Origin of the sequence: Streptomyces sp. NPDC060000 (assembly GCF_042737375.1) — a bacterium.
Lineage (GTDB): Bacteria > Actinomycetota > Actinomycetes > Streptomycetales > Streptomycetaceae > Streptomyces.
In genome coordinates this window covers 40,853-58,586 of record NZ_JBHWUU010000026.1, presented here as the reverse complement: position 1 = coordinate 58,586, position 17,734 = coordinate 40,853, and the positions used below count along the sequence as shown (strand labels likewise).

Here is a 17,734-nt window from a genome sequence, read left to right as displayed (position 1 = left end):
GGCCCGCTCGAGGTGGGCTGCGCCCGGATGATCAGGGCCGGGAGCAGGCTGCAGGCCCAGGCCGACGGTGGGTGCCGGGAGCCCGGCCCAGGCCGACGGCGGCCGTCACCTGCGCCGGACGGCAGTTCCGCGGCCCGGGCCGTTCGGCGGGGGCTGCGGTCCGGCCGGGCAGCACCGCACGCACGGTACGCGGGCCGACCGCGCAAGCCGTCCGCGCAGGCCGACCATGCAGGCCGACCACGCAGGCCGACCACGCAGGCCGACCACGCAAGCCGACCGCGCGGCGCGGCCGGTCGGGTCAGCCGGCCTGTGACGGCGTCTGCTTGATGCCGTTAACGACCGCCCGGTTCAGGACGGCGCTGGTGTAGGTGACCGTGCCGGGCTTGATCAGGGCGTCCGTCCCGCTGAGCGGCTTCACCTGGACCGAGCGGTCACCGAGGAAGACATGGCTCTTCGCGTCGAAGATCCACTCTTCGCGCTGCCCGCTCGTCTCGTCCAGCCGGGCCACCGCCACCCCGGACCGGCCGACGGCGTCCACCGCGTCGTTCACGACCACGACACCAGGGATCTTCGCCGCGGCCTTGAACAGCGCCGAGTACAGCTCCGCCGGCGGGTAGCTCTCGATGAGCAGGTCGCCGATGGTGGTGAAGGCCTCCTGGTCCGGGGAGTTCCCCTTGCCCTTGGTCTCTGTGTAGATCTTGGTGAGGAGCTTGTCCGGATCGGTGGGCAGCTTGGCCAGGTAGTCGTACGACGGAGCGCCCAGGTGCGCCGTCGGGGTGTTGCCCAGCTCGTCGGGAAGGCTCAGGGTCTCGCCCTCCGGGCTGTCGTTGACGGCCGGGTCGATCAGCCAGCCCTTGGTGCCGTCCGAGGACTTCCACAGCTGACGGGTGTGCAGCGTGTGACTGGCCAGGCTGGTCTTGTCGTCGACGGTCTTGAGGAAGGTGTCGGCCGACTTGGACTCGATGTAGACGTACTGGCCCGGCTTGACGGTCGGGTGGGTCACGTCGGCCGCGGCCAGCGAGATCTGGTCGAGCAGCTGCGGCACACCCTTGGTGGTGGCGACGCCGACGGTCGTGGTCAGGGCCGGTCCGGTGGCTACGCCGCCGTCCCTGACCCCGCCGCCCCCGGAAGACGCCACTCCGGCGACGACCACCCCGGCCAGGGCGGCGGCGAGTGCGGGCAGCGTGATCGCCGGGCGCGGCAGCCGCAGCCGCCGGGCCTTGCCCGGGGCGGCCGCCCCCGTGCGCTCTTCCTGGCGGGCTTCGTGGATCTGGGCCATCAGACGCTCCTTGTGGAACTGGTGACGGCCCGTCGGCAGGTCGCGTGCCGTCCGGGCGAAGAGCTGTGCGCTCTCCTCCCGCTCGGCCGGACTCTGCCGGGACGTGTTCGCGTTCATCGGTTTCCTCCCTGCGCGGGCCGGACCACGTTTGCGTGATCGCCTCTTATCTGTCGGCCGGTGCGGCCGCCTTCCCGGATTCCGCGAACTTTCTCGGGCGCCCGGTCCGGCGTCCGGTCGGCCGTCGGGCGGCGGGCCGGTTCGTCCTCGGCGAGCGCGCGCAACTTCTTGCGGGCGCGGGAGAGGCGGGAGGCGACGGTGCCGACCGGGATCCCCAGGGCTTCGGCAGCGGCCTCGTAGTCGAGCCCCTCCCCCAGGCAGAGCGCCACGACCTCGCGTTCCGGTCTGCGCAGTGTGGCGAGGGCGGTGAGAGCCGTCGCGAGCCGCCGCCGGTCGTCGATCCGGTCGGCGACCTCGTCGGCGTGGTCGGGCACCGACAGCTCGGCCGCCGCGGCGGCGCCCGCCGCCGCCCGGTACCGCCGGTTGCTGCGGTACTGGTTGCGGGCGGTGTTGGTGGCGATGCCCAGCAGCCAGGGCCGCAGGGAGCCGCCCTCGGGGTCGACCCGGTCGCGCAGCCGCCACGCCTCCATGAAGGTCGCGGCCATCACGTCCTCGGCCGTCGACCAGTCGGCGGTCAGCCGGTAGGCATGGTTGTAGACGGCGCGGGCGTAGTCGTCGAACAACTCCGCGAACGCGCCCGACTCCCCGGCCCGTACCCGGGTACGCATATGTGTGCTCACTTCAATGAGCTGTCCGGCACCCGACACCGACTTCCCGTGACCTGCGCCACACTCGCCTCGCCGACCCCTTCCGGGGCTCGGCGTAGAGGTTCGCACGGACGTTCACCCGCAGGTGCCGTCACTTCTCGCCGCTGCCTTCGGCCATCCGTCACTTCCGGCCGTCACTTCCAACCGTCGCCTTGGGCCGTCGCCTTGGGCCGTCGCCTTGGGCCGTCGCCTTGGGCCGTCACTTCCGGCCGTCGCCTTCGGCCGTTCTCGGGTCACGGGTGGAGGACGACCTTGCCCGCGACTGTTCCGGACTCGGCGAGGCGGAGGGCCTCGGCGACCTCCGTCAGGGGGAGCCGGGCCGCGATCCGGGGGGTCACGTCGCCGCGCTGGAGGGCCGCGAAGAGCTGGGTGAGGTCGGACCGCAGGCGGGACCGGAAGCGGTTCCTGGCCAGGGCGCGGCCCGCCCAGACGTTGAAGAAGTAGGCGCGGCGGCGGTTGGGCAGCGCGTTCCACAGCCACAGCCGGCCGAGCAGCTTCAGCACGGGCCACTGCTTGGACCCCTCGTCGTCCCGCGTGGAGGCGGTGCCGTACGAGACGAGCGTGCCGCCGGGGGCGAGGAGGCGCCAGGAGTCGACGATGCCCCGGCCGCCGACGTGGTCGAAGACGGCGTCCACGCCACCGGGGGCGAGTTCGCGGATCCGCGCGGCCAGGTCGCCGGTGCGGTAGTCGACGGGGGTGACCCCCTGCTGCCGCAGGGCGTCGTGGTGGCGGGCGGACGCCGTGCCGATCACCTTCACGCCCGCGGCCTTCGCGAGCTGGACCAGGACCGAGCCGACACCGCCGTTGGCGCCGTGCACGACGACGGTCCCGCCCGCGCGGATGCGTGCCTTGCGGTGCAGCATCTGCCAGGCGGTGATGCCGTTGAGCACCAGCGTCTCCGCCTCCGCCGCGTCGACCCCGGCGGGCACCGGCACCACGTCGGCGGCGTCGACGAGCACGTGGGTGGCCCACCCGCCGACCTTCACCAGGGCGGCCACCCGGGTGCCGGTCAGGCCCGGCTCGACGCCCGTGCCGGTCGTCAGCACCGTGCCGACCAGGTCGTAACCGGGCACGAAGGGGAACGGCGGCTGGTCGTAGTACCGGCCGCGGCGCATCTGCTGCTCGGCGAAGGAGACCCCGGTCGCCTCCATCCGGATCAGTACCTGACCGGGGCCCGGGGCGGGGACCGCGCCGTGCCGGATCCGCAGCCCTTCGGGCTCGACCTTGCCCGGCAGCACGACCTCGACGAGTTCTTCGGCGTTGACGCTGTTCATGACGGCCTCCAGTGATCGTTACTTCTGCTTGCGTTCGTTAGAAGTTGTAACGCAGATCGAAGGAGAGTGTCAATAGCGTTCGTGATAGCCTCTAACTAAACCTTGGGACTGTAGGCGCAGGCGGACGCACATACGGAGAGAGGTGGCGGCAGGCCATGGCGGACACGGGCACGACGACCCCGCGCGAGCGCTATCGCGCCCAGGTGCGGGCGGAGGTCAAGGAGCGCGCGTGGGAGCAGATGGCCACGGCCGGAGCGTCCGCGCTCTCCCTCAACGCGATCGCCAAGCAGATGGGGATGAGCGGCCCCGCGCTGTACCGGTACTTCGCCGGCCGCGACGAGCTGATCACCGAGCTCGTCCGGGACGCGTACCGAAGCCTCGCCGACGCCTTCCGCGCGGCCTCGGCGGCCGGTCCCGGCCTTCCCGGACTGGCACACGCGCTGCGTGACTGGGCCCTGGACGATCCCCAGCGGTACTTCCTCATCTACGGCACACCGGTACCCGGCTACCACGCGCCCGACGACGTCACCACGATCGCCGGCGAGATCATGACGGCCCTGCTCGACGCCTGCGCCGACCTGCCCCCGGACGGCCCGAAAACCCCGCTCGCCGCTCACCTCGAGGGCCTCGGCGACCGGTGGACGGGCGGCCACCCCGCCCCACCCGCCGCCCTCCAGCGAGCCCTGACCTGCTGGACCAGGCTGCACGGCGTCCTGTCCCTGGAACTCGCGGGCCACTTCACCGGAATGGGCTTCGACCCGGCACAGCTCTTCGCGGCGGAACTGACCTCCCTGACCGGCCCGACGGCGGACTGATCACTTCGGCGGCACCCTGACGCGGCGGGTCGACGTGTACGTCCACGGGGGAAATACCCGCAGGGCAAGGGGAGTTGAACGAGGTATGACTCAAGGTCCCGCGCCTCGCACGTTGTCCGACGAAGCTCTGTCCGACCTGCTCGGCCGACAGCGGTTCGGCACTCTCGCCACCGTCAGGCGCACCGGTCACCCGCATCTGACCACCATGGTCTACAGCTGGGACGCCGACGCCCGTATCGTGCGGTTCTCCACGACGGCCGACCGCATCAAGGTCCGGCAGCTGCGACGCGACCCGCATGCCGCTCTGCACGTACCGGGCGACGACGTGTGGTCGTTCGCCGTCGCCGAGGGCGAGGCCGAGGTCTCCGAGGTCACGGCGGTCCCCGGTGACGCGGTCGGGCGGGAGCTGCTCGGGATGATCCCGCTCGACGCGCGGCCGCAGGACGAGGGGGCGTTCCTGGAGCAGCTGGTCGCCGAGCGCCGGGTGGTCGTCCGGCTGAAGGTGGACCGGCTGTACGGGACGGCGCTCGACATCGACGGCTAGGACCCGTCCCGGACCGGGTGTACGGGTGCGAGGACGAGGCCCCCGCACCCTTACCGGCTGCTACAGCGTCACCCTGCTGCCGCCCAGCGTCACCACCAGTTGCCCGTTCGAGGCGAAGGACCAGGCGAGCGCGCCACCGTAGGAGGAGGCGCACCGCGAGCCGTTGGTGCCGGTCCAGAACTGGTTGGTGCTGTCGGCGTCACCGACGGTCTTGTCGTTGGAGCCGCTGACGTTGTAGCGGCAGGACGTGTCGGTACGGAACACCGAGGTCCCCGCGTCCCACGAGTAGTTGCGCTCGGCGTTGTCGATGCTCAGGTTGTTCGACACGGTCATGGAGCCCGGGTTGCTGTTGTACGTGAACCCGTGATGGCCGTTGTGGTAGGCGATGCTGCGCCGTACGACGTGGTTGACGGCGATGTCGTCGCCGCCGAGTTTGTAGCCGTTGCGGTCGCCGTTGGAGTTCACGGTGCCGTCGGAGAGGGTGCCGTTGTTGTAGGAGAGGGAGTCCTCGATGGTCACCGGGCCGATGGCTCCGGTGTCCGTCTTGGTGTAGAGGTCCCAGCCGTCGTCGATGTTGTTGTGCGAGACGGCGTACCGGAAGACGTTGCCGGTGCCTGTGGTGAGCTTCGCGGCGAAGCCGTCGGCGTCCTCGCCGTCGGAGTCGGCGTTGTCGTGCGACTCCGCGCTCAGGATCAGATTGCGGGCCGGCCACTGGGCGGCAGGGGTACTGGAGGCGATCCGGCCGAGCTGGAGCCCGGTGTCGCGGTTGTAGCGGGTGACGGTGCGCTCGATGACGTTGTCGCTGCCGCCGACGTAGATCCCGTTGTCACCGGCGTGTTCCACCACCAGGCCGTACACATGCCAGTACGAGCCGAACAGCTGGAGCCCGCGGTTCGACGAACTCTCGCTCTGCGCCGAGAAGTTGAGCACAGGAGTCTCGCCCGGGTAGGCGGACAGGGTGGTGAGCGCGCTCGCCGTACCGCTGCTGGTCGCCGGGACGGTGACCGTCGACGAGGGCGTGTACGTCCCGCCGCGCAGGTAGATCGTGCCGCCCGCGGCGACGCGGCTGATCGCCGAGGTGAGGGTGGTCGGGGCCGACTGGGTGCCGGCCGCCGCGTCGGTACCGCTCGGCGAGACGTAGAGCGCGCCGCTCGCCGGGGGTGTGGTGCTGTCGGCGGTCGTCGCCTCCAGGTAGTCGACGTTGGGCAGCCCGTCAGCGGTGGTGGGGCTGAGCCGGATCGTGTTGCTGCCCGCGTTCAGCGTGACGGTGAGCGTCTTGGTGACCCAGGTCGACCAGGCGCCCGTGGCCTCGAAGGACGGCGTCTGCACCGTCGTACCGTTCACGACGAGCGAGGCCGCTCGCGCGGCGGTGGTGCCGTTGGCGAAGCGCACGTTCAGCGTCGCCGTGCCGGCCGTGGCCGCGTTCACGGTGAACTGGGCGTAGCCGCTGGTCGCGTTGGTGCCGTTGCAGAATCCGCTGCCGGAGTAGCCGGCCCAGTCGGAGTCGATGGTGCCGGTGCAGACCGCCGGGGAGGTCTCGGCCTCGTAGCGGGTGGTGGTGGCGGCCTGGGCCGTGGTGCCGGACAGTGCGACGAGCGCGCCTGCCACCAGGCTGACGCAGGCCGTGAGGGATCTCAGCTGCATGGGTCATCTCCAGGAACGGAACGGAACGAGTGCGGGTCGGCCGAACCAGAAAGCGCGCTCGGGGAACGTAACGAGAAAGCGCTTTCTCTCGGAAGTTAGAGGCGTGACTTGAGCACGTCAATAGACGCGTACCTGTTTTCCGTTCACATGGATGGACGAGATCTGTGCGTGTTCTCCATCCCCTCAAGGGATCCGTGCAGGAGCGTCACACAGACTGCACACAGTCTTTCGAACGACTGGTTAGCGTTGCCGCCCATCGGATCCCCGCGTAGGAAGACCGCAGATGGACTACTGCTCCACGTGTCGCCGGCATCTCAACGGCGCCCTGGTGTGCCCTGGATGCGGCGCCTACGCCCCGGACATCGCGCCGATCAGGGTCGAGCGCGGCATCGCCCCGGCCCGGGCCGCGATGTCGACGACACCGCTGACGCCGCCGGCACCGCTCACGCCGCTGACGCCATCGGCACCGCCCCCGGAACCGGCATCGACTCCGGCGTATGCGGGTGCCGGACCCCGCACCGCCCCGGCACCACAGCCCCAGCCCGAGCCCGAGCCCGAGAGTGTGCCGTCCGGGCCGTCCGTTCCGTACGCGCCGCAAGGGCGGGCGGCGCGGCGGCGGCAGCTGGCCCGCTGGAAGAAGAACCAGCGCCGGGCCGTGGTCGCCACGGCCGTCGCCCTCGTCGGCGGCGGGCTGACCTTCGCCGCGCTGGACCGGCAGACCGGCGACCAGGCGCAGGCGGCCACGACGCCGGAGATCCCGCCCACGGCGGGCGGGAAGGAACCGACGTCGGAGCACACCCGCCCGACGGTGAGCCGGTCCGACGCGCACCGGACCCCGCCCTCCGCCGAGCTCCCGGCGCAGTCGCCCGCGAACACCCACCCGGACTCGCTGGCCTCCTCTCCCGCGACGGCACCGGCGGTTCCCCAGCAGCGACGAGCCGGGTCCTCGTCCTACGACGGGACGGTCACCGCTCGCACCGGCGGTACGGGCACGTCCGGGACGGCCGGCACAACGGGCAAGACCGGGACGAGCGGCTCGACCGGTCAGCAGTCGTCCGCTCCCGCCGCCGGTGACGGCACCGGGTCTTCGACCTCGACCTCGAACACGTCGTCTTCGTCGAACTCGTCGTCTTCCTCGAACTCTTCGACCTCTTCGAACTCGTCGAACTCTTCGAACTCGTCGTCTTCCTCGACGGGCACCGCGCCCGCGGGGACCTCGCCGTCGGACGTCTGTCTGCTGGGGCTGATCTGTCTCAGCTGACCTGATCGGGCCTCGCCCGACCCCAGTTCACGGACGTGCACCGGGCCCACGACGGACGCGCGCGACGGGTCCCGTTCCAGGAAGCAGGACGCTCTTGGTAGCGGGACCCGGCTCCGGTAGAGACGCGCCCCATGATTCACGAGCCCTTGGTGCGACGCCTGGTCATCGACCTGTGCCGACGCCCGGCTGCGTGTTGTTGATCCCGCGTTGCTGAAGCCTCTCCCCCGCCGTGCGGTCGTGCGACCCGACGGGTCCCTTCCCGGTATTCCGGCGCCCCTGGGAGGCCGCCCGTGTCCTCGACACGCTCTCCTTCCCGAGCCGCGCCCGCCGCCGACCCGACCCCCCGAAACGGTTTCCGCGAACGTCAACCCACCTGAGCTCCGCCGCACTTGGGCCCGGTCGCGCCAGGTGCGGCACCGATGGCGGCCCGGGGACATGGCCCTGGGACAACCGCCGCACGACCCACCGCGCCAACCGCGACTACGGCGAGCAGCACCGCGTCGCGCACCGCATCACGCTGCGCGGGGACGAGCCCCTGGGAGCCGGGGCTGAGACGACGAGGCAGGCAGGCAGGCAGGCAGGAACCGAGGGAACTTATCGGGGTGGCCACTAGTTTCTACGGTGCTGTGGATGTGGCTGTGGAGATGGCCGTAGACACTGATCCCCCCCCGACCTTCTGGAGTTCTCATGGCCCTGTGGGACCGCGTCAAGGAGTCCGCGTCGACGATGCAGACCCAGCTCGTGTCGAAGAAGAACGACCTCAAGAGCGGCGCCTTCCGCGACGCGAGCATGGCGATGTGCGCTCTGGTAGCGGCGGCCGACGGCACCATCGACCCCGCCGAGCGGCGCCGGGTCGCGCAGCTGATCGCCACCAACGAGGTGCTGCAGAACTTCGACGCCACGGATCTCCAGCGGCGCTTCGACGAGAACCTCAACAAGCTGACCACCGACTTCGACTTCGGCAAGGTCAGTGTCCTCCAGGAGATCGCCAAGGCGAAGAAGAAGCCGGCCGAGGCGCGGGCCGTCATCCAGATCGGCATCGTCATCGGCGGCGCCGACGGCGACTTCGACAAGACCGAGCAGGGTGTCGTACGAGAGGCGTGCTTCACCCTCGACCTGCCCCCGCACGAGTTCGACCTCTGAGCGACAGGCCGGCCGGGTGGAGCACACATCCCACCCGGTCGACCCCGTCGGCCCTGTCCGAATCGTCGCCAGACCGGCCGCCACCGGCCACCCGCCGCCGGGCCTCACGCCAGGCCGGACGCCAGGCCGTTCTCGTCCCAGCGGACCTCCAGGACGCGGACCACGGCGTCCCGGCCGATCGGTCCGAACACGTGCGGGAACAGGGTGCCTTCGGCGACCCCGGGCGGCGGAGCGGGCGCGGCCGCCTCCCACTCGACGGTCGCGGTGAGCCGCTCCTCGTCCAGGACCAGCGCCAGCAACGGCCGGGGACCGGTCCGGTAGAACGCGTTGACGACGGCTAGCGTGACCCCCTCGTCGGGGGAGCAGTGCACGAACCCCTCCTGCGCGAGGGAGGCGGGCGCATAGGGCCGGTCGGGCGCGGTGTTCCAGTCGTCCAGCGGCACGACGTGATAAATCATGACCCGGTTATACAACGGGCGTTCAGGCGTTCACGGGCCCTCGGGGATCGCGATGACCGCGCCGTTCTCGTCGAGGGTGTGGGTGCTCCAGTAGGTGTCCCACCGGTCGCCGACCTTCTCGGGAACCTTGCCCTCGGGATAGCGGGCCCAGCCGTCCGCCGGCTCCTCGCCGTCCGGCACACAGTCACTGCCGGCGCTGTTCACGGCCAGCACCGGGTACTGGCCGCCGCCGCAGCTCGCCTCCTCGATCCGCAGCGAGCAGCCGGTCAGCGCCACGACGGCCCAGACGGCCGTCGCGGCCGCCACGGCCGCTCCGGCCGGCCTGCGGCCCACGCCCGCTCGGCCCCTGGTCATGCTGGTTCTGCGCACGGTCGGCTCCTCTGCACGGGTGGACAACTGTGCCGGGCTGCACCGGCTGTGCGCTCAGCTTGCCGAGCGGTAGGAGTGTTCCTCTTGAGTACGGGTACTCATCTGTTCGGGTGGCGTCCCCAGGGCGCGCGTCGAGCTGTGCCACTCCCGGGCCCCGCATCCGGACCTGTGCTACCGTGAGAAAAGTGGCAGTTTCGGTTACCAGAGACTTTTGAGTGCTCTTCGACCTTCCGTCGACGGGCACTCTTTCTGTTTCCGGGGCTTTCCCGATCCTGCTACGCCGGGTCCGTAAGGTGCGGACTCCGGGCATTGCCCCATAGGGAGATTCAACATGGCATCTGGCACCGTGAAGTGGTTCAACTCGGAAAAGGGCTTCGGCTTCATCGAGCAGGATGGTGGCGGCGCTGACGTGTTCGCCCACTACTCGAACATCGCCTCGTCCGGCTTCCGTGAGCTTCAGGAAGGCCAGAAGGTTACCTTCGACGTCACTCAGGGCCAGAAGGGCCCGCAGGCGGAGAACATCCAGCCCGCCTGAACCGCCTGACGCCGCCTGACGCTGACGCTGACGCGATCGGCTGCGCATCACGCGGACTACGTGGCCGGGGCCCGCACTCCTGAGTGCGGGCCCCGGCCCATGGCATTTTCCAAGTTCGAGGAAGGTATCGGATGAACCGCAACAGCTCCGTCCGCTCCCGTACGGACAGGCGCCAGGGCGCCCCCTCCCGTTCGGCCAAGCCGGGGCGGAGCGGGCGCGGGAGTCGTCCCGCCGCGTCCGGCGGTGAATTCGCAGTACCCGTCAGCCTCACCCCGGGGCTGCCGGCGGTCGAGGCGTTCGCCGAACTCGACATGCCCGAGCGGCTGTTGACCGCTCTTGACGCCGAGGGCGTGACCACCCCGTTCCCCATCCAGGCCGCGACGCTGCCGAACTCGCTGGCCGGCCGGGACGTCCTGGGCCGTGGCCGCACCGGTTCCGGCAAGACCCTCGCCTTCGGCCTCGCTCTGCTGGCCCGTACGGCCGGGCAGCGGGCCGAGCCCCGGCAGCCGCTGGCCCTGGTCCTCGTCCCGACCCGGGAACTGGCCCAGCAGGTCACCGACGCCCTCACCCCCTACGCCCGCGCGCTGCGGCTGCGGATCGCCACGGTGGTCGGCGGTCTGTCGATCGGCCGCCAGGCGAGCGCCCTGCGCGGTGGCGCCGAGGTCGTCGTGGCCACGCCCGGCCGGCTCAAGGACCTCATCGACCGGGGCGACTGCCGCCTGGACCAGGTCTCCATCACCGTCCTCGACGAGGCCGACCAGATGGCCGACATGGGCTTCATGCCGCAGGTCACGCAGCTGCTCGACCAGGTGCGTCCCGACGGCCAGCGCATGCTGTTCTCGGCGACCCTGGACCGTAACGTCGACCGGCTGGTGCGCAACTACCTGCACGATCCCGTCGTCCACTCCGTCGACCCGTCGGCAGGCGCCGTCACCACGATGGAGCACCACGTGCTGCACGTGGAGGACGAGGACAAGCACGCCACGACGACGGAGATCGCCGCCCGCGAGGGTCGCGTGATCATGTTCCTGGACACCAAGCACGCGGCGGACCGGCTGGCCAAGAAGCTGCTGGCGGTCGGGGTGCGCGCCGCGTCCCTGCACGGCGGCAAGTCCCAGAACCAGCGGACCCGGACCCTGGCCCAGTTCAAGGACGGCCATGTCACGGTGCTGGTGGCGACCAACGTCGCGGCCCGCGGCATCCACGTCGACAACCTCGACCTGGTCGTCAACGTCGATCCGCCCGCCGACCACAAGGACTACCTGCACCGCGGCGGTCGTACGGCACGCGCCGGCGAGTCCGGCACCGTCGTCACGCTGGTGCTGCCCAACCAGCGCCGGGAGATGACGCGCCTGATGGCCGACGCGGGCATCACCCCGCAGACCACCCGGGTCCGTTCGGGAGGCACCGAGCTGAGCCGTATCACCGGTGCTCAGGCGCCCTCCGGCGTGCCCGTCGTCCTCGCTCCGCCGGTGGCCGAGAACCGTCCCGCGCGCACTCCTTCCGCCTCGCGCTCCCGTCGTGGCCGTCCCGCCGGCCAGGGCAGCGGCCGTCCCGCGGCCCAGGGCAGCGGCCGTCCCGCGGCCCAGGGCAGCGGCCGTCCCGCGGCCCAGGGCAGCGGCCGTCCCGCGGCCCAGGGCGGGCGGCCCGCGGCCCAGGGCAGCGGCCGTCCCGCGGCCCAGGGCGGGCGGCCCGCCTCCCAGGGCCGCCGCCGCTCCTCGGCGGGCGGCAACGGCAACGGCAACGCCTCGAACGGCCGCTGAGGCCGGGCCCGGTCCCGGTCGGCGCCCGGCCGGGGCTCACTCGCCGGCGTCCTCCGCCAGCGTGTGCGCGACCAGCGCGTTGGCGTGGCCGTGGCCCAGGCCGTGCTCCGACTTCAGCCAGGAGACGAGCTCCATGTGCCGGGTGAGCGGCGAGGTGCGGATCAGCGCCTTCCACTCGGCGATCGGACGCCCGTACTTCTTCTCGATCGACGGGAAGTAACTGGCGGGGCCTTTCACGGGCGTGGTCATCTCGGTGGGTCCCTTCGTCTCCGGCAAGGCATGCCGGTGTCTGCGTCGACGTTTGCGTCTGCGTTCTTGTCTGTGTCTGTAGATACGACGGGCGGGGACCCGGTAAGTGAGCGGGACGTGAAGGTGACCTGTGTCACGGTGGATATCCCGGTGCGGGCCGTGCGGGTCTCGGGGGCGAGCCTGCCTGGCGGTTCGATCGCTGGGCGGCGGACGGCAGGCGCAACGCGGCGGGAGCGGGCGCTCGGAGCGGCCAGACGGTCAGAGCGGTGAGAGCGGTCAGAGCGGTGCGCCGCCGAAGCCGAGCTCATTGCCGTCGGGGTCGTGATAGGTGACCTTGCGTACACCGTTGGCGTAGGTCTCGCGGTGGACGGGGGCCAGGCCGCGGCCGGTGATGGCGGCGACCCGGGTGTCGAGGTCGTCGACGAAGAGGGTGTGCATGGCGTGGCCCGCGCGGCCGGGGCGGTGCTCGATGTAGAGGTAACGGTGTTCGGCGAGTTCCCAGACGGCCTCCGTGTCGTTCGGGAGGAACGCCGGCGGGGCGCCGAGCAGCCGCTCGTACCAGGCGAGGGCCGCTGCGTAGTCGTTGACGGGGATGCCTGCGAAGAGGTCGACGGCCATGACCTCATCGTAGGTCGGGCGGCCCGCGGCGACCCGGCGCCGCGCAGCCGCCTCAGTCGCCCGGCAAGCCCCCCAGCACGCCCCGCAGCTCGCCTCTCCGCCGTATCCCCAGCTTCCGGTACGTGCTGGTCAGGTGGGTTTCCACGGTGCGGCGGGCCACATGCAGGAGGTCCGCTATCTCGGTGTTGGTACGTCCTTCCGCCGCGAGTTCCGCGATCCGGCGTTCGCTGCCGGTGAGCGCCCCGGAGCCGGTGTGGGCGGGGGTGGTACGACGCCCGCCCGCGGTACGGAGGGCCTGTTCGGCGTGGGCCAGGAGACGGACGCTGCCCAGCCGTTCGGCGCGTTCGGCGCCCTCACGCAGGTGGTCGCGGCCCCGCCCGCGCTCGCCCGCGGCGGTCAGCTGCCGGCCGTGGGCGAGGAGGGAGGCCACGAGTTCCGCCTCGGCCGGGGAGTCCCGCAGGACGGCCACCGCCTCCTCGCCCAGTTCCAGGCCGCGCCTGCCCCGGGTCGCCCGGCCCAGGACACGCAACGCCCGCCCCGTCGTGCGCGGGGTGTTCCACACCCGGGCCAGCCGTAGCTCCTCCGTCGCGAGGGCCAGCGCCTCCTGGGGGTTGCCCAGCGCCAGCCGGCACTCGGCGGCCGCCGACCGCCACGGCGTGACCACCGGGCTGAGGACGGCGCGCGCGGACTGGCGGCGGCCGCACTCCAGGAAGTCGTGCAGGGCGCCCGCGACATCCCCTTCGGTGAACCGCAGCACGCCCCGGGCGTACAGGAAGCGGTTCAGTTCCCAGGAGTCGGGCGTGTCGCGGAGGTCGAAGGTGTCGGCCAGGCCGCGGGCCTCCGGCAGGCGGCCCGTCTCGACCAGGGCGAGCAGGGTGTGCGCGTCGGCGTTGACGGGACCCGCGCCGCTACGCCGGGCACGGGTCGCCTCGGGACGGCCGGCGAGCAGGGCACCGTACGCGCCCCGGGCCGCCACGATGTCCCACCTGGTGTCCACCAGGGCCTGCTCCATCGGGTGCAGGAGCGACGGGTGCTGACCCGCCAGACCGCGTTCCACCAGGCGTTCCGCTTCGTCGAGCTCGTCGGCCCACTGCGCCACCGCCGCGGCCGTGCCCAGCAGGAACGGCTCGGCGAGGGGATCGGCGGGTTCCGTCAGCAGGGTGCGCAGCCGTCGCATCGCCTCCCGCGCCGGAAGGTCGCCCGCGGTCGCCGCGTACCGCACCAGCAGGGCCTGGCCGGAGGCGCCGACGAGTTCCGGGGACCGTTCGGCGGTGTCGGTGAGCCAGCGGTAGGCCTCCCGGCGGACCGTCTGGTCCTGGTCGGAGAGGAGCGCGGACGCCGTCTGGAGGGCACGCGCCAGGTCGGGGTGGCCTGCCAGCCGGGATTCCAGCCCGCGCAGCACCTCCACCGCCGTGCGGACCTCCCCCCGGCCCACGAGCGCGGTGCCCAGCGCGATGGCCGTACGCACCTGGTCGCGGGGTTCGGCGGGCAGGTCGAGCGCCTCGGCCAGCCGTGGGATGCCCGCCGGGGTGTCGGCGGAGGCGTACTCCAAAGAGCCGAGTTCGGTGAGCAGGCGCTGGCGCAGGTCGTCGGGCAGCGGTTCCTGGAGGGCTCGGCGCAGATAGCGGACGGCGTCGTCGGGGCGGGCCTCGCGCGCGGCCACGGTGCCGGCGTCGCGCAGCACGCGCAGTGCCCAGGACAGGCCCGTGGGGGCGCTGCCCAGCAACTGCCGGGCGACGGCGTCGAGATGGTCGCCCCGGCGCAGCATCGCCTGGGCCACCGCCCGGTGCGCGTCCTGGCGGCGGGCGGTCGCCCAGCCGCTGAGGACGGCGTCCCGCAGGAGGGGGTGGGCGTAGCGAGGGCGGCCGGCCGCGTCCGGGCGCAGCACCCCGAGCCGCGTCATCGCGGTGAACCAGCCGGAGACGCGGGCCGGGTCGGCGCCGGAGGCGTCGGCGACGAGGGCGGCGAGGCTGTCGGCGGCGAGGACGCCGAGGGTGTCGACGGCGAAGGGGTCGTGAGGGTCGGTGGCGTGGGTGTCGTGAGGGTCGGCGGCGAGGGCGCCGAGGGGGTCGGTGGCGGTTACGGAAGAGGTGCCGGGGGCGTAAGGGGTTTCGGGTGCCCTGCCGTAAGGGGTGCCGGGGGCTGTGCCGGAAGCGGTTTCGGGTGCCCTGCCGTAAGGGGTGCCGGAAGCGGTTTCCAGGGCCGCGAGGGTCCGGGCCACCTCCGCCGTCGCCGGGCCCGCGCTGTCCAGCCACCAGGACACGGCCGCCGGGTAGGAACCCGGGTACAGCGCGGCGCACGTCCTCGGCACGGCGGTCGGCGGCGGGGCGCCGTCGAGGTCGTCGAGGAGGGCGTGCAGCAGCAGCGGGCTGCCCGCGCCGGCCCGTACGCACTCCGCCGTCCACCGGTCGGATGCCGTCGGGAAGGCGGCCCGGACCAGGTCGGCCGAGGCGTGGCCGGTGAGCGGGCCGAGGGTGTGGGTGCGGAACGCGGAAGGGGACAGGGCATGGGTGAGACCGGTGGGACGCGGGCCGATGTCGTACTGACTGCGCTCGGTGGCCACCAGGAGTACCGGTAATCGGTCGATACGGCGGGCCGCCTCCACGAACCAGCGGCGCGAGGCCTCGTCGGCGAGGTGGACGTCGTCCACCGCGACCATGAGCGGCGTCTCGTCCGCGTACGAACGCAGCAGCCGCCACAGCCGGGCCGCGCTCTCCCGGTCGTCGCCGCCCGGTCCGAAGTCCGCGAACTCCGGTACGGAGCCGAGGAGATGCAGCACCGACGAGAACGGCAGCGCGGTGTCCTCGGGGGAACAGCGGGCACGCAGGACGCGCAGGCCGAGCTGGGTGGCGTGCGTGGCGGCGGCCTCCAGGACGGCGGACCGGCCGGTGCCGGTGGCCCCGCGCAGCAGGACGAGACGGCCGCCCCCGGCGCGGGCGCGCTCGGCCTCCGCCGCGAGCAGCGCGTGCGCGTCCTCGCGTTCCCGCAACGGTCCGGTCATCCCTGCCTCCTGTTGTCGGGCACATCGGACTTGTCCATGTACACGTAGAGGTCGTGCGGTTCGGTACGGGTCCGCGCGGCCGCTGTGTCGAGGCTCACGGTCGTGTGGCACAGGACGATACAGACGGCTCTGACCTGCGATGACGCAGGCGAACCGTGGTGGTCGGGGGCTTGCTCTCGTGGTCCGCCTCGTGGTGCTCCACGATTGCGCGCGCCCCAGCGGTCGCAGAAGGCTGGACCGGACCCACCCGTCACCGGTCCCCGCCGGAGGGCGGGCTCGTGAACATGGGGGATTCGGTTGCTCAGCTCACCACGGACACCAGAGACCGGCGCCGCGGGTATCGCGGCCGCGGGTACCGCCGCCCAGGGTGCCCCTGCCCTCGGCACCACCGTCGGTAGTGGCCTCGGCAGCGGCCTCGGCACCCGGCGGCGGATTCCCGTGGCCGTCCAGGCATCGGACCCGCTCTCCCGCGACGGCGCCGTCAGCCAGTTGCGCGGGCGTCCCGAGGTCGAGGTCCGCGAGGAGGTCTCGGCCGCCGCGGGCACGGTGGCGCTGCTGATCGAGGACACCCTCGACGAAGCGGCGCTGGCCCGGCTGCGGCGGATCGTGCGCAGCGAGGGGGCACGGGCGGTACTCGTCGTGGGCACGATCCGCGAGACCGAACTGCTGGACGTCATCGAGTGCGGGGTCGGGGCCATCGTCTGGCGCCGGGAGGCCACCGCGCACCGGCTGGTGCAGGCGGTGCTGGCCGCCCACCGCGGCGACGGCGACCTGCCCGCCGACCTGCTCGGCAGGCTCATCAGCCAGGTGGGCACGCTGCACCGCGGTACGGCGGGCCGGCCCGGCGCCCCCTCCCTGGGACTCGCGCCCCGGGAGGTGGACGTCCTGCGGCTGGTCGCCGAGGGCCTGGACACCGGAGAGATCGCCAGCAAGCTGTCCTACTCCGAACGAACCGTCAAGAACGTCATGCACGGACTCACGACGCGGTTGCATCTGCGCAACCGGGCGCACGCGGTGGCATATGCCCTGCGGGAAGGCTACATCTGACCGAACGGGCAATCGAAGGCGGACACGCGGGCAGCATGCCCTGCCCGGCCGCCGACCCTGTCGTGCCTGCGGATCCGTGGCCGTCCGGGGCACGATCGTCGGACAGTGGGTGCAGCACGGCAAGTTGAGGAGCACGACGGTGATCCACGAGGTGGACGAGGTCCTCAAAGAGCTGCTCGGAGGTGGCGCGCTCGCGGGTTCCGGCATCGACGTCTCCTTCGAGGCGCCGACCCGCGACTGGGCGGCCCGTCGCAACGCCCCTGTCATCAACACCTACTTGTACGACATCCGTGAGGACGTGACCCGTCGGCAGCGCGGCCAGATGGCGGTGCGGGACGAACGGGACATCGTCGTGAAGCGCCGTCAACCGCCGCGCTGGTTCCGGCTGTCGTACCTGGTGACCGCCTGGACGCGGACCCCGCAGGACGAACACCGCCTGCTGTCCGCCGTGTTGGCGACGCTGCTGCCGCGCGAGATGCTGGCGGCCGACGAGCTGCCCGGCTCTCTGCGCGCGTTGGGGCTGGCGATGCCGGTGACGGTGGCCGGGATCCAGACCGAGTCGCGTTCCCTCGCCGAGATCTGGTCCGCGCTGGGCGGCGAACTCAAGCCGTCCCTGGACCTGGTCGTGACGGCACCCTTCCCCGCCTACCCCGAGTACGACGCCGGGCCGCCGGTCACGGAGGGTGCGGCGGTCCGCCTGCGGGGTATGGACGGCGACCCCCCGGAGTCCGGCGAACGCGCCCATCGCCCCCACCAGGTGGCCGCGGCCCGCGCCGCCCGCGAGGCCGCCGCCCGCCGCCCGGACCAACGGTGACCGACGCCTACGCCGGGGCCTCCGCACCCGACGTCGAGGCACCCGACGTCGAGGCGCTCGCGGCCCACGCCGACGCGGCCCCACCCCACGCCGATA

Annotated in this window: 18 protein-coding genes; 7 read left to right on the top strand and 11 right to left on the bottom strand. The window is 72.3% G+C overall.

Annotated features, from left to right (window positions below; all coding sequences use genetic code 11):
* Positions 1 to 298: 298 nt before the first annotated feature.
* The 3 genes from ACFWBB_RS16175 to ACFWBB_RS16165 all read right to left on the bottom strand — a co-directional run bounded on the left by ACFWBB_RS16175 (position 299) and on the right by ACFWBB_RS16165 (position 3,377).
* The gene (locus ACFWBB_RS16175; protein WP_385271742.1) at positions 299 to 1,396 is read right to left on the bottom strand and encodes a CU044_5270 family protein; all 1,098 of its coding nucleotides are present in this window, start codon (positions 1,394 to 1,396) and stop codon (positions 299 to 301) included.
* A complete protein-coding gene (locus ACFWBB_RS16170; protein WP_385271739.1) occupies positions 1,393 to 2,064 on the bottom strand; it encodes an RNA polymerase sigma factor in 672 nt (223 codons plus the stop codon). Before ACFWBB_RS16170 ends, ACFWBB_RS16175 begins: the two co-directional genes overlap by 4 nt.
* Before the next feature lie 272 nt (positions 2,065 to 2,336).
* On the bottom strand, positions 2,337 to 3,377 hold the full coding sequence (locus tag ACFWBB_RS16165) for a medium chain dehydrogenase/reductase family protein (protein WP_385271736.1): 1,041 nt from the start codon (positions 3,375 to 3,377) through the stop codon (positions 2,337 to 2,339).
* Between the two features lie 155 nt (positions 3,378 to 3,532).
* Between ACFWBB_RS16165 and ACFWBB_RS16160 the strand changes: the two genes are divergently transcribed.
* Both ACFWBB_RS16160 and ACFWBB_RS16155 read left to right on the top strand, forming a co-directional pair.
* Positions 3,533 to 4,192: a TetR/AcrR family transcriptional regulator gene (locus tag ACFWBB_RS16160; protein WP_385271733.1), complete on the top strand. Its 660-nt coding sequence runs from the start codon at positions 3,533 to 3,535 to the stop codon at positions 4,190 to 4,192.
* 85 nt (positions 4,193 to 4,277) lie between these two features.
* The gene (locus ACFWBB_RS16155; RefSeq protein ID WP_385271730.1) at positions 4,278 to 4,736 is read left to right on the top strand and encodes a pyridoxamine 5'-phosphate oxidase family protein; all 459 of its coding nucleotides are present in this window, start codon (positions 4,278 to 4,280) and stop codon (positions 4,734 to 4,736) included.
* A gap of 60 nt (positions 4,737 to 4,796) precedes the next feature.
* Here the strand turns inward: ACFWBB_RS16155 and ACFWBB_RS16150 are convergent, their stop codons facing one another.
* The 3 genes from ACFWBB_RS16150 to ACFWBB_RS16140 all read right to left on the bottom strand — a co-directional run bounded on the left by ACFWBB_RS16150 (position 4,797) and on the right by ACFWBB_RS16140 (position 7,682).
* Positions 4,797 to 6,380, bottom strand: coding sequence for a carbohydrate-binding protein (locus tag ACFWBB_RS16150; protein ID WP_385271727.1), 1,584 nt, complete (start codon positions 6,378 to 6,380; stop codon positions 4,797 to 4,799).
* Between the two features lie 348 nt (positions 6,381 to 6,728).
* Positions 6,729 to 7,178 (bottom strand): hypothetical protein, encoded by a 450-nt coding sequence (locus ACFWBB_RS16145; RefSeq protein ID WP_385271724.1) that lies wholly within the window; start codon positions 7,176 to 7,178, stop codon positions 6,729 to 6,731.
* Positions 7,179 to 7,424: 246 nt separating this feature from the next.
* Positions 7,425 to 7,682, bottom strand: a complete 258-nt coding sequence (locus tag ACFWBB_RS16140) for a hypothetical protein (protein WP_385271721.1) — start codon at positions 7,680 to 7,682, stop codon at positions 7,425 to 7,427.
* Positions 7,683 to 8,328: 646 nt separating this feature from the next.
* Here ACFWBB_RS16140 and ACFWBB_RS16135 point away from each other — a divergent pair.
* Positions 8,329 to 8,784 carry a tellurite resistance TerB family protein gene (locus ACFWBB_RS16135; protein ID WP_385271718.1) on the top strand — a complete coding sequence of 152 codons (456 nt, stop codon included), beginning with the start codon at positions 8,329 to 8,331 and terminating at the stop codon, positions 8,782 to 8,784.
* A gap of 104 nt (positions 8,785 to 8,888) precedes the next feature.
* Here ACFWBB_RS16135 and ACFWBB_RS16130 read toward each other — a convergent pair whose 3' ends face one another.
* On the bottom strand, positions 8,889 to 9,242 hold the full coding sequence (locus tag ACFWBB_RS16130; RefSeq protein WP_385271715.1) for a DUF952 domain-containing protein: 354 nt from the start codon (positions 9,240 to 9,242) through the stop codon (positions 8,889 to 8,891).
* A 30-nt stretch (positions 9,243 to 9,272) separates the two neighbouring features.
* The gene (locus tag ACFWBB_RS16125; protein ID WP_385271836.1) at positions 9,273 to 9,596 is read right to left on the bottom strand and encodes an SCO0607 family lipoprotein; all 324 of its coding nucleotides are present in this window, start codon (positions 9,594 to 9,596) and stop codon (positions 9,273 to 9,275) included.
* A gap of 346 nt (positions 9,597 to 9,942) precedes the next feature.
* Between ACFWBB_RS16125 and ACFWBB_RS16120 the strand changes: the two genes are divergently transcribed.
* Together ACFWBB_RS16120 and ACFWBB_RS16115 are read left to right on the top strand one after the other, a co-directional pair.
* Complete coding sequence (locus tag ACFWBB_RS16120) at positions 9,943 to 10,146, top strand: cold-shock protein (RefSeq protein ID WP_385271712.1); 204 nt, start codon at positions 9,943 to 9,945, stop codon at positions 10,144 to 10,146.
* Positions 10,147 to 10,277: 131 nt separating this feature from the next.
* Positions 10,278 to 11,909 (top strand): DEAD/DEAH box helicase, encoded by a 1,632-nt coding sequence (locus ACFWBB_RS16115; RefSeq protein WP_385271710.1) that lies wholly within the window; start codon positions 10,278 to 10,280, stop codon positions 11,907 to 11,909.
* A 36-nt stretch (positions 11,910 to 11,945) separates the two neighbouring features.
* Here ACFWBB_RS16115 and ACFWBB_RS16110 read toward each other — a convergent pair whose 3' ends face one another.
* The 3 genes from ACFWBB_RS16110 to ACFWBB_RS16100 all read right to left on the bottom strand — a co-directional run bounded on the left by ACFWBB_RS16110 (position 11,946) and on the right by ACFWBB_RS16100 (position 15,777).
* Complete coding sequence (locus ACFWBB_RS16110) at positions 11,946 to 12,158, bottom strand: DUF4287 domain-containing protein (protein WP_385271707.1); 213 nt, start codon at positions 12,156 to 12,158, stop codon at positions 11,946 to 11,948.
* Positions 12,159 to 12,434: 276 nt separating this feature from the next.
* Entirely contained in the window at positions 12,435 to 12,776 is a 342-nt protein-coding gene (locus ACFWBB_RS16105) for a VOC family protein (protein WP_385271704.1), read from the bottom strand.
* A gap of 52 nt (positions 12,777 to 12,828) precedes the next feature.
* Entirely contained in the window at positions 12,829 to 15,777 is a 2,949-nt protein-coding gene (locus ACFWBB_RS16100) for an AAA family ATPase (protein WP_385271701.1), read from the bottom strand.
* 297 nt (positions 15,778 to 16,074) lie between these two features.
* Between ACFWBB_RS16100 and ACFWBB_RS16095 the strand changes: the two genes are divergently transcribed.
* Together ACFWBB_RS16095 and ACFWBB_RS16090 are read left to right on the top strand one after the other, a co-directional pair.
* Complete coding sequence (locus ACFWBB_RS16095) at positions 16,075 to 16,824, top strand: LuxR C-terminal-related transcriptional regulator (protein WP_385271698.1); 750 nt, start codon at positions 16,075 to 16,077, stop codon at positions 16,822 to 16,824.
* A 139-nt stretch (positions 16,825 to 16,963) separates the two neighbouring features.
* Positions 16,964 to 17,638, top strand: coding sequence for a DUF4255 domain-containing protein (locus tag ACFWBB_RS16090; protein ID WP_385271695.1), 675 nt, complete (start codon positions 16,964 to 16,966; stop codon positions 17,636 to 17,638).
* Positions 17,639 to 17,734 lie beyond the last annotated feature (96 nt).

Excerpts from the sequence above, each read along its gene's own strand:
- ACFWBB_RS16175 (WP_385271742.1), bottom strand. The coding sequence starts at position 1,396 with ATGAACGCGAACACGTCCCGGCAGAGTCCGGCCGAGCGGGAGGAGAGC.
- ACFWBB_RS16170 (WP_385271739.1), bottom strand. The coding sequence starts at position 2,064 with ATGCGTACCCGGGTACGGGCCGGGGAGTCGGGCGCGTTCGCGGAGTTG.
- ACFWBB_RS16165 (WP_385271736.1), bottom strand. The coding sequence starts at position 3,377 with ATGAACAGCGTCAACGCCGAAGAACTCGTCGAGGTCGTGCTGCCGGGC.
- ACFWBB_RS16160 (WP_385271733.1), top strand. The coding sequence starts at position 3,533 with ATGGCGGACACGGGCACGACGACCCCGCGCGAGCGCTATCGCGCCCAG.
- ACFWBB_RS16155 (WP_385271730.1), top strand. The coding sequence starts at position 4,278 with ATGACTCAAGGTCCCGCGCCTCGCACGTTGTCCGACGAAGCTCTGTCC.
- ACFWBB_RS16150 (WP_385271727.1), bottom strand. The coding sequence starts at position 6,380 with ATGCAGCTGAGATCCCTCACGGCCTGCGTCAGCCTGGTGGCAGGCGCG.
- ACFWBB_RS16135 (WP_385271718.1), top strand. The coding sequence starts at position 8,329 with ATGGCCCTGTGGGACCGCGTCAAGGAGTCCGCGTCGACGATGCAGACC.
- ACFWBB_RS16130 (WP_385271715.1), bottom strand. The coding sequence starts at position 9,242 with ATGATTTATCACGTCGTGCCGCTGGACGACTGGAACACCGCGCCCGAC.
- ACFWBB_RS16125 (WP_385271836.1), bottom strand. The coding sequence starts at position 9,596 with ATGACCAGGGGCCGAGCGGGCGTGGGCCGCAGGCCGGCCGGAGCGGCC.
- ACFWBB_RS16120 (WP_385271712.1), top strand. The coding sequence starts at position 9,943 with ATGGCATCTGGCACCGTGAAGTGGTTCAACTCGGAAAAGGGCTTCGGC.
- ACFWBB_RS16115 (WP_385271710.1), top strand. The coding sequence starts at position 10,278 with ATGAACCGCAACAGCTCCGTCCGCTCCCGTACGGACAGGCGCCAGGGC.
- ACFWBB_RS16110 (WP_385271707.1), bottom strand. The coding sequence starts at position 12,158 with ATGACCACGCCCGTGAAAGGCCCCGCCAGTTACTTCCCGTCGATCGAG.
- ACFWBB_RS16105 (WP_385271704.1), bottom strand. The coding sequence starts at position 12,776 with ATGGCCGTCGACCTCTTCGCAGGCATCCCCGTCAACGACTACGCAGCG.
- ACFWBB_RS16100 (WP_385271701.1), bottom strand. The coding sequence starts at position 15,777 with ATGACCGGACCGTTGCGGGAACGCGAGGACGCGCACGCGCTGCTCGCG.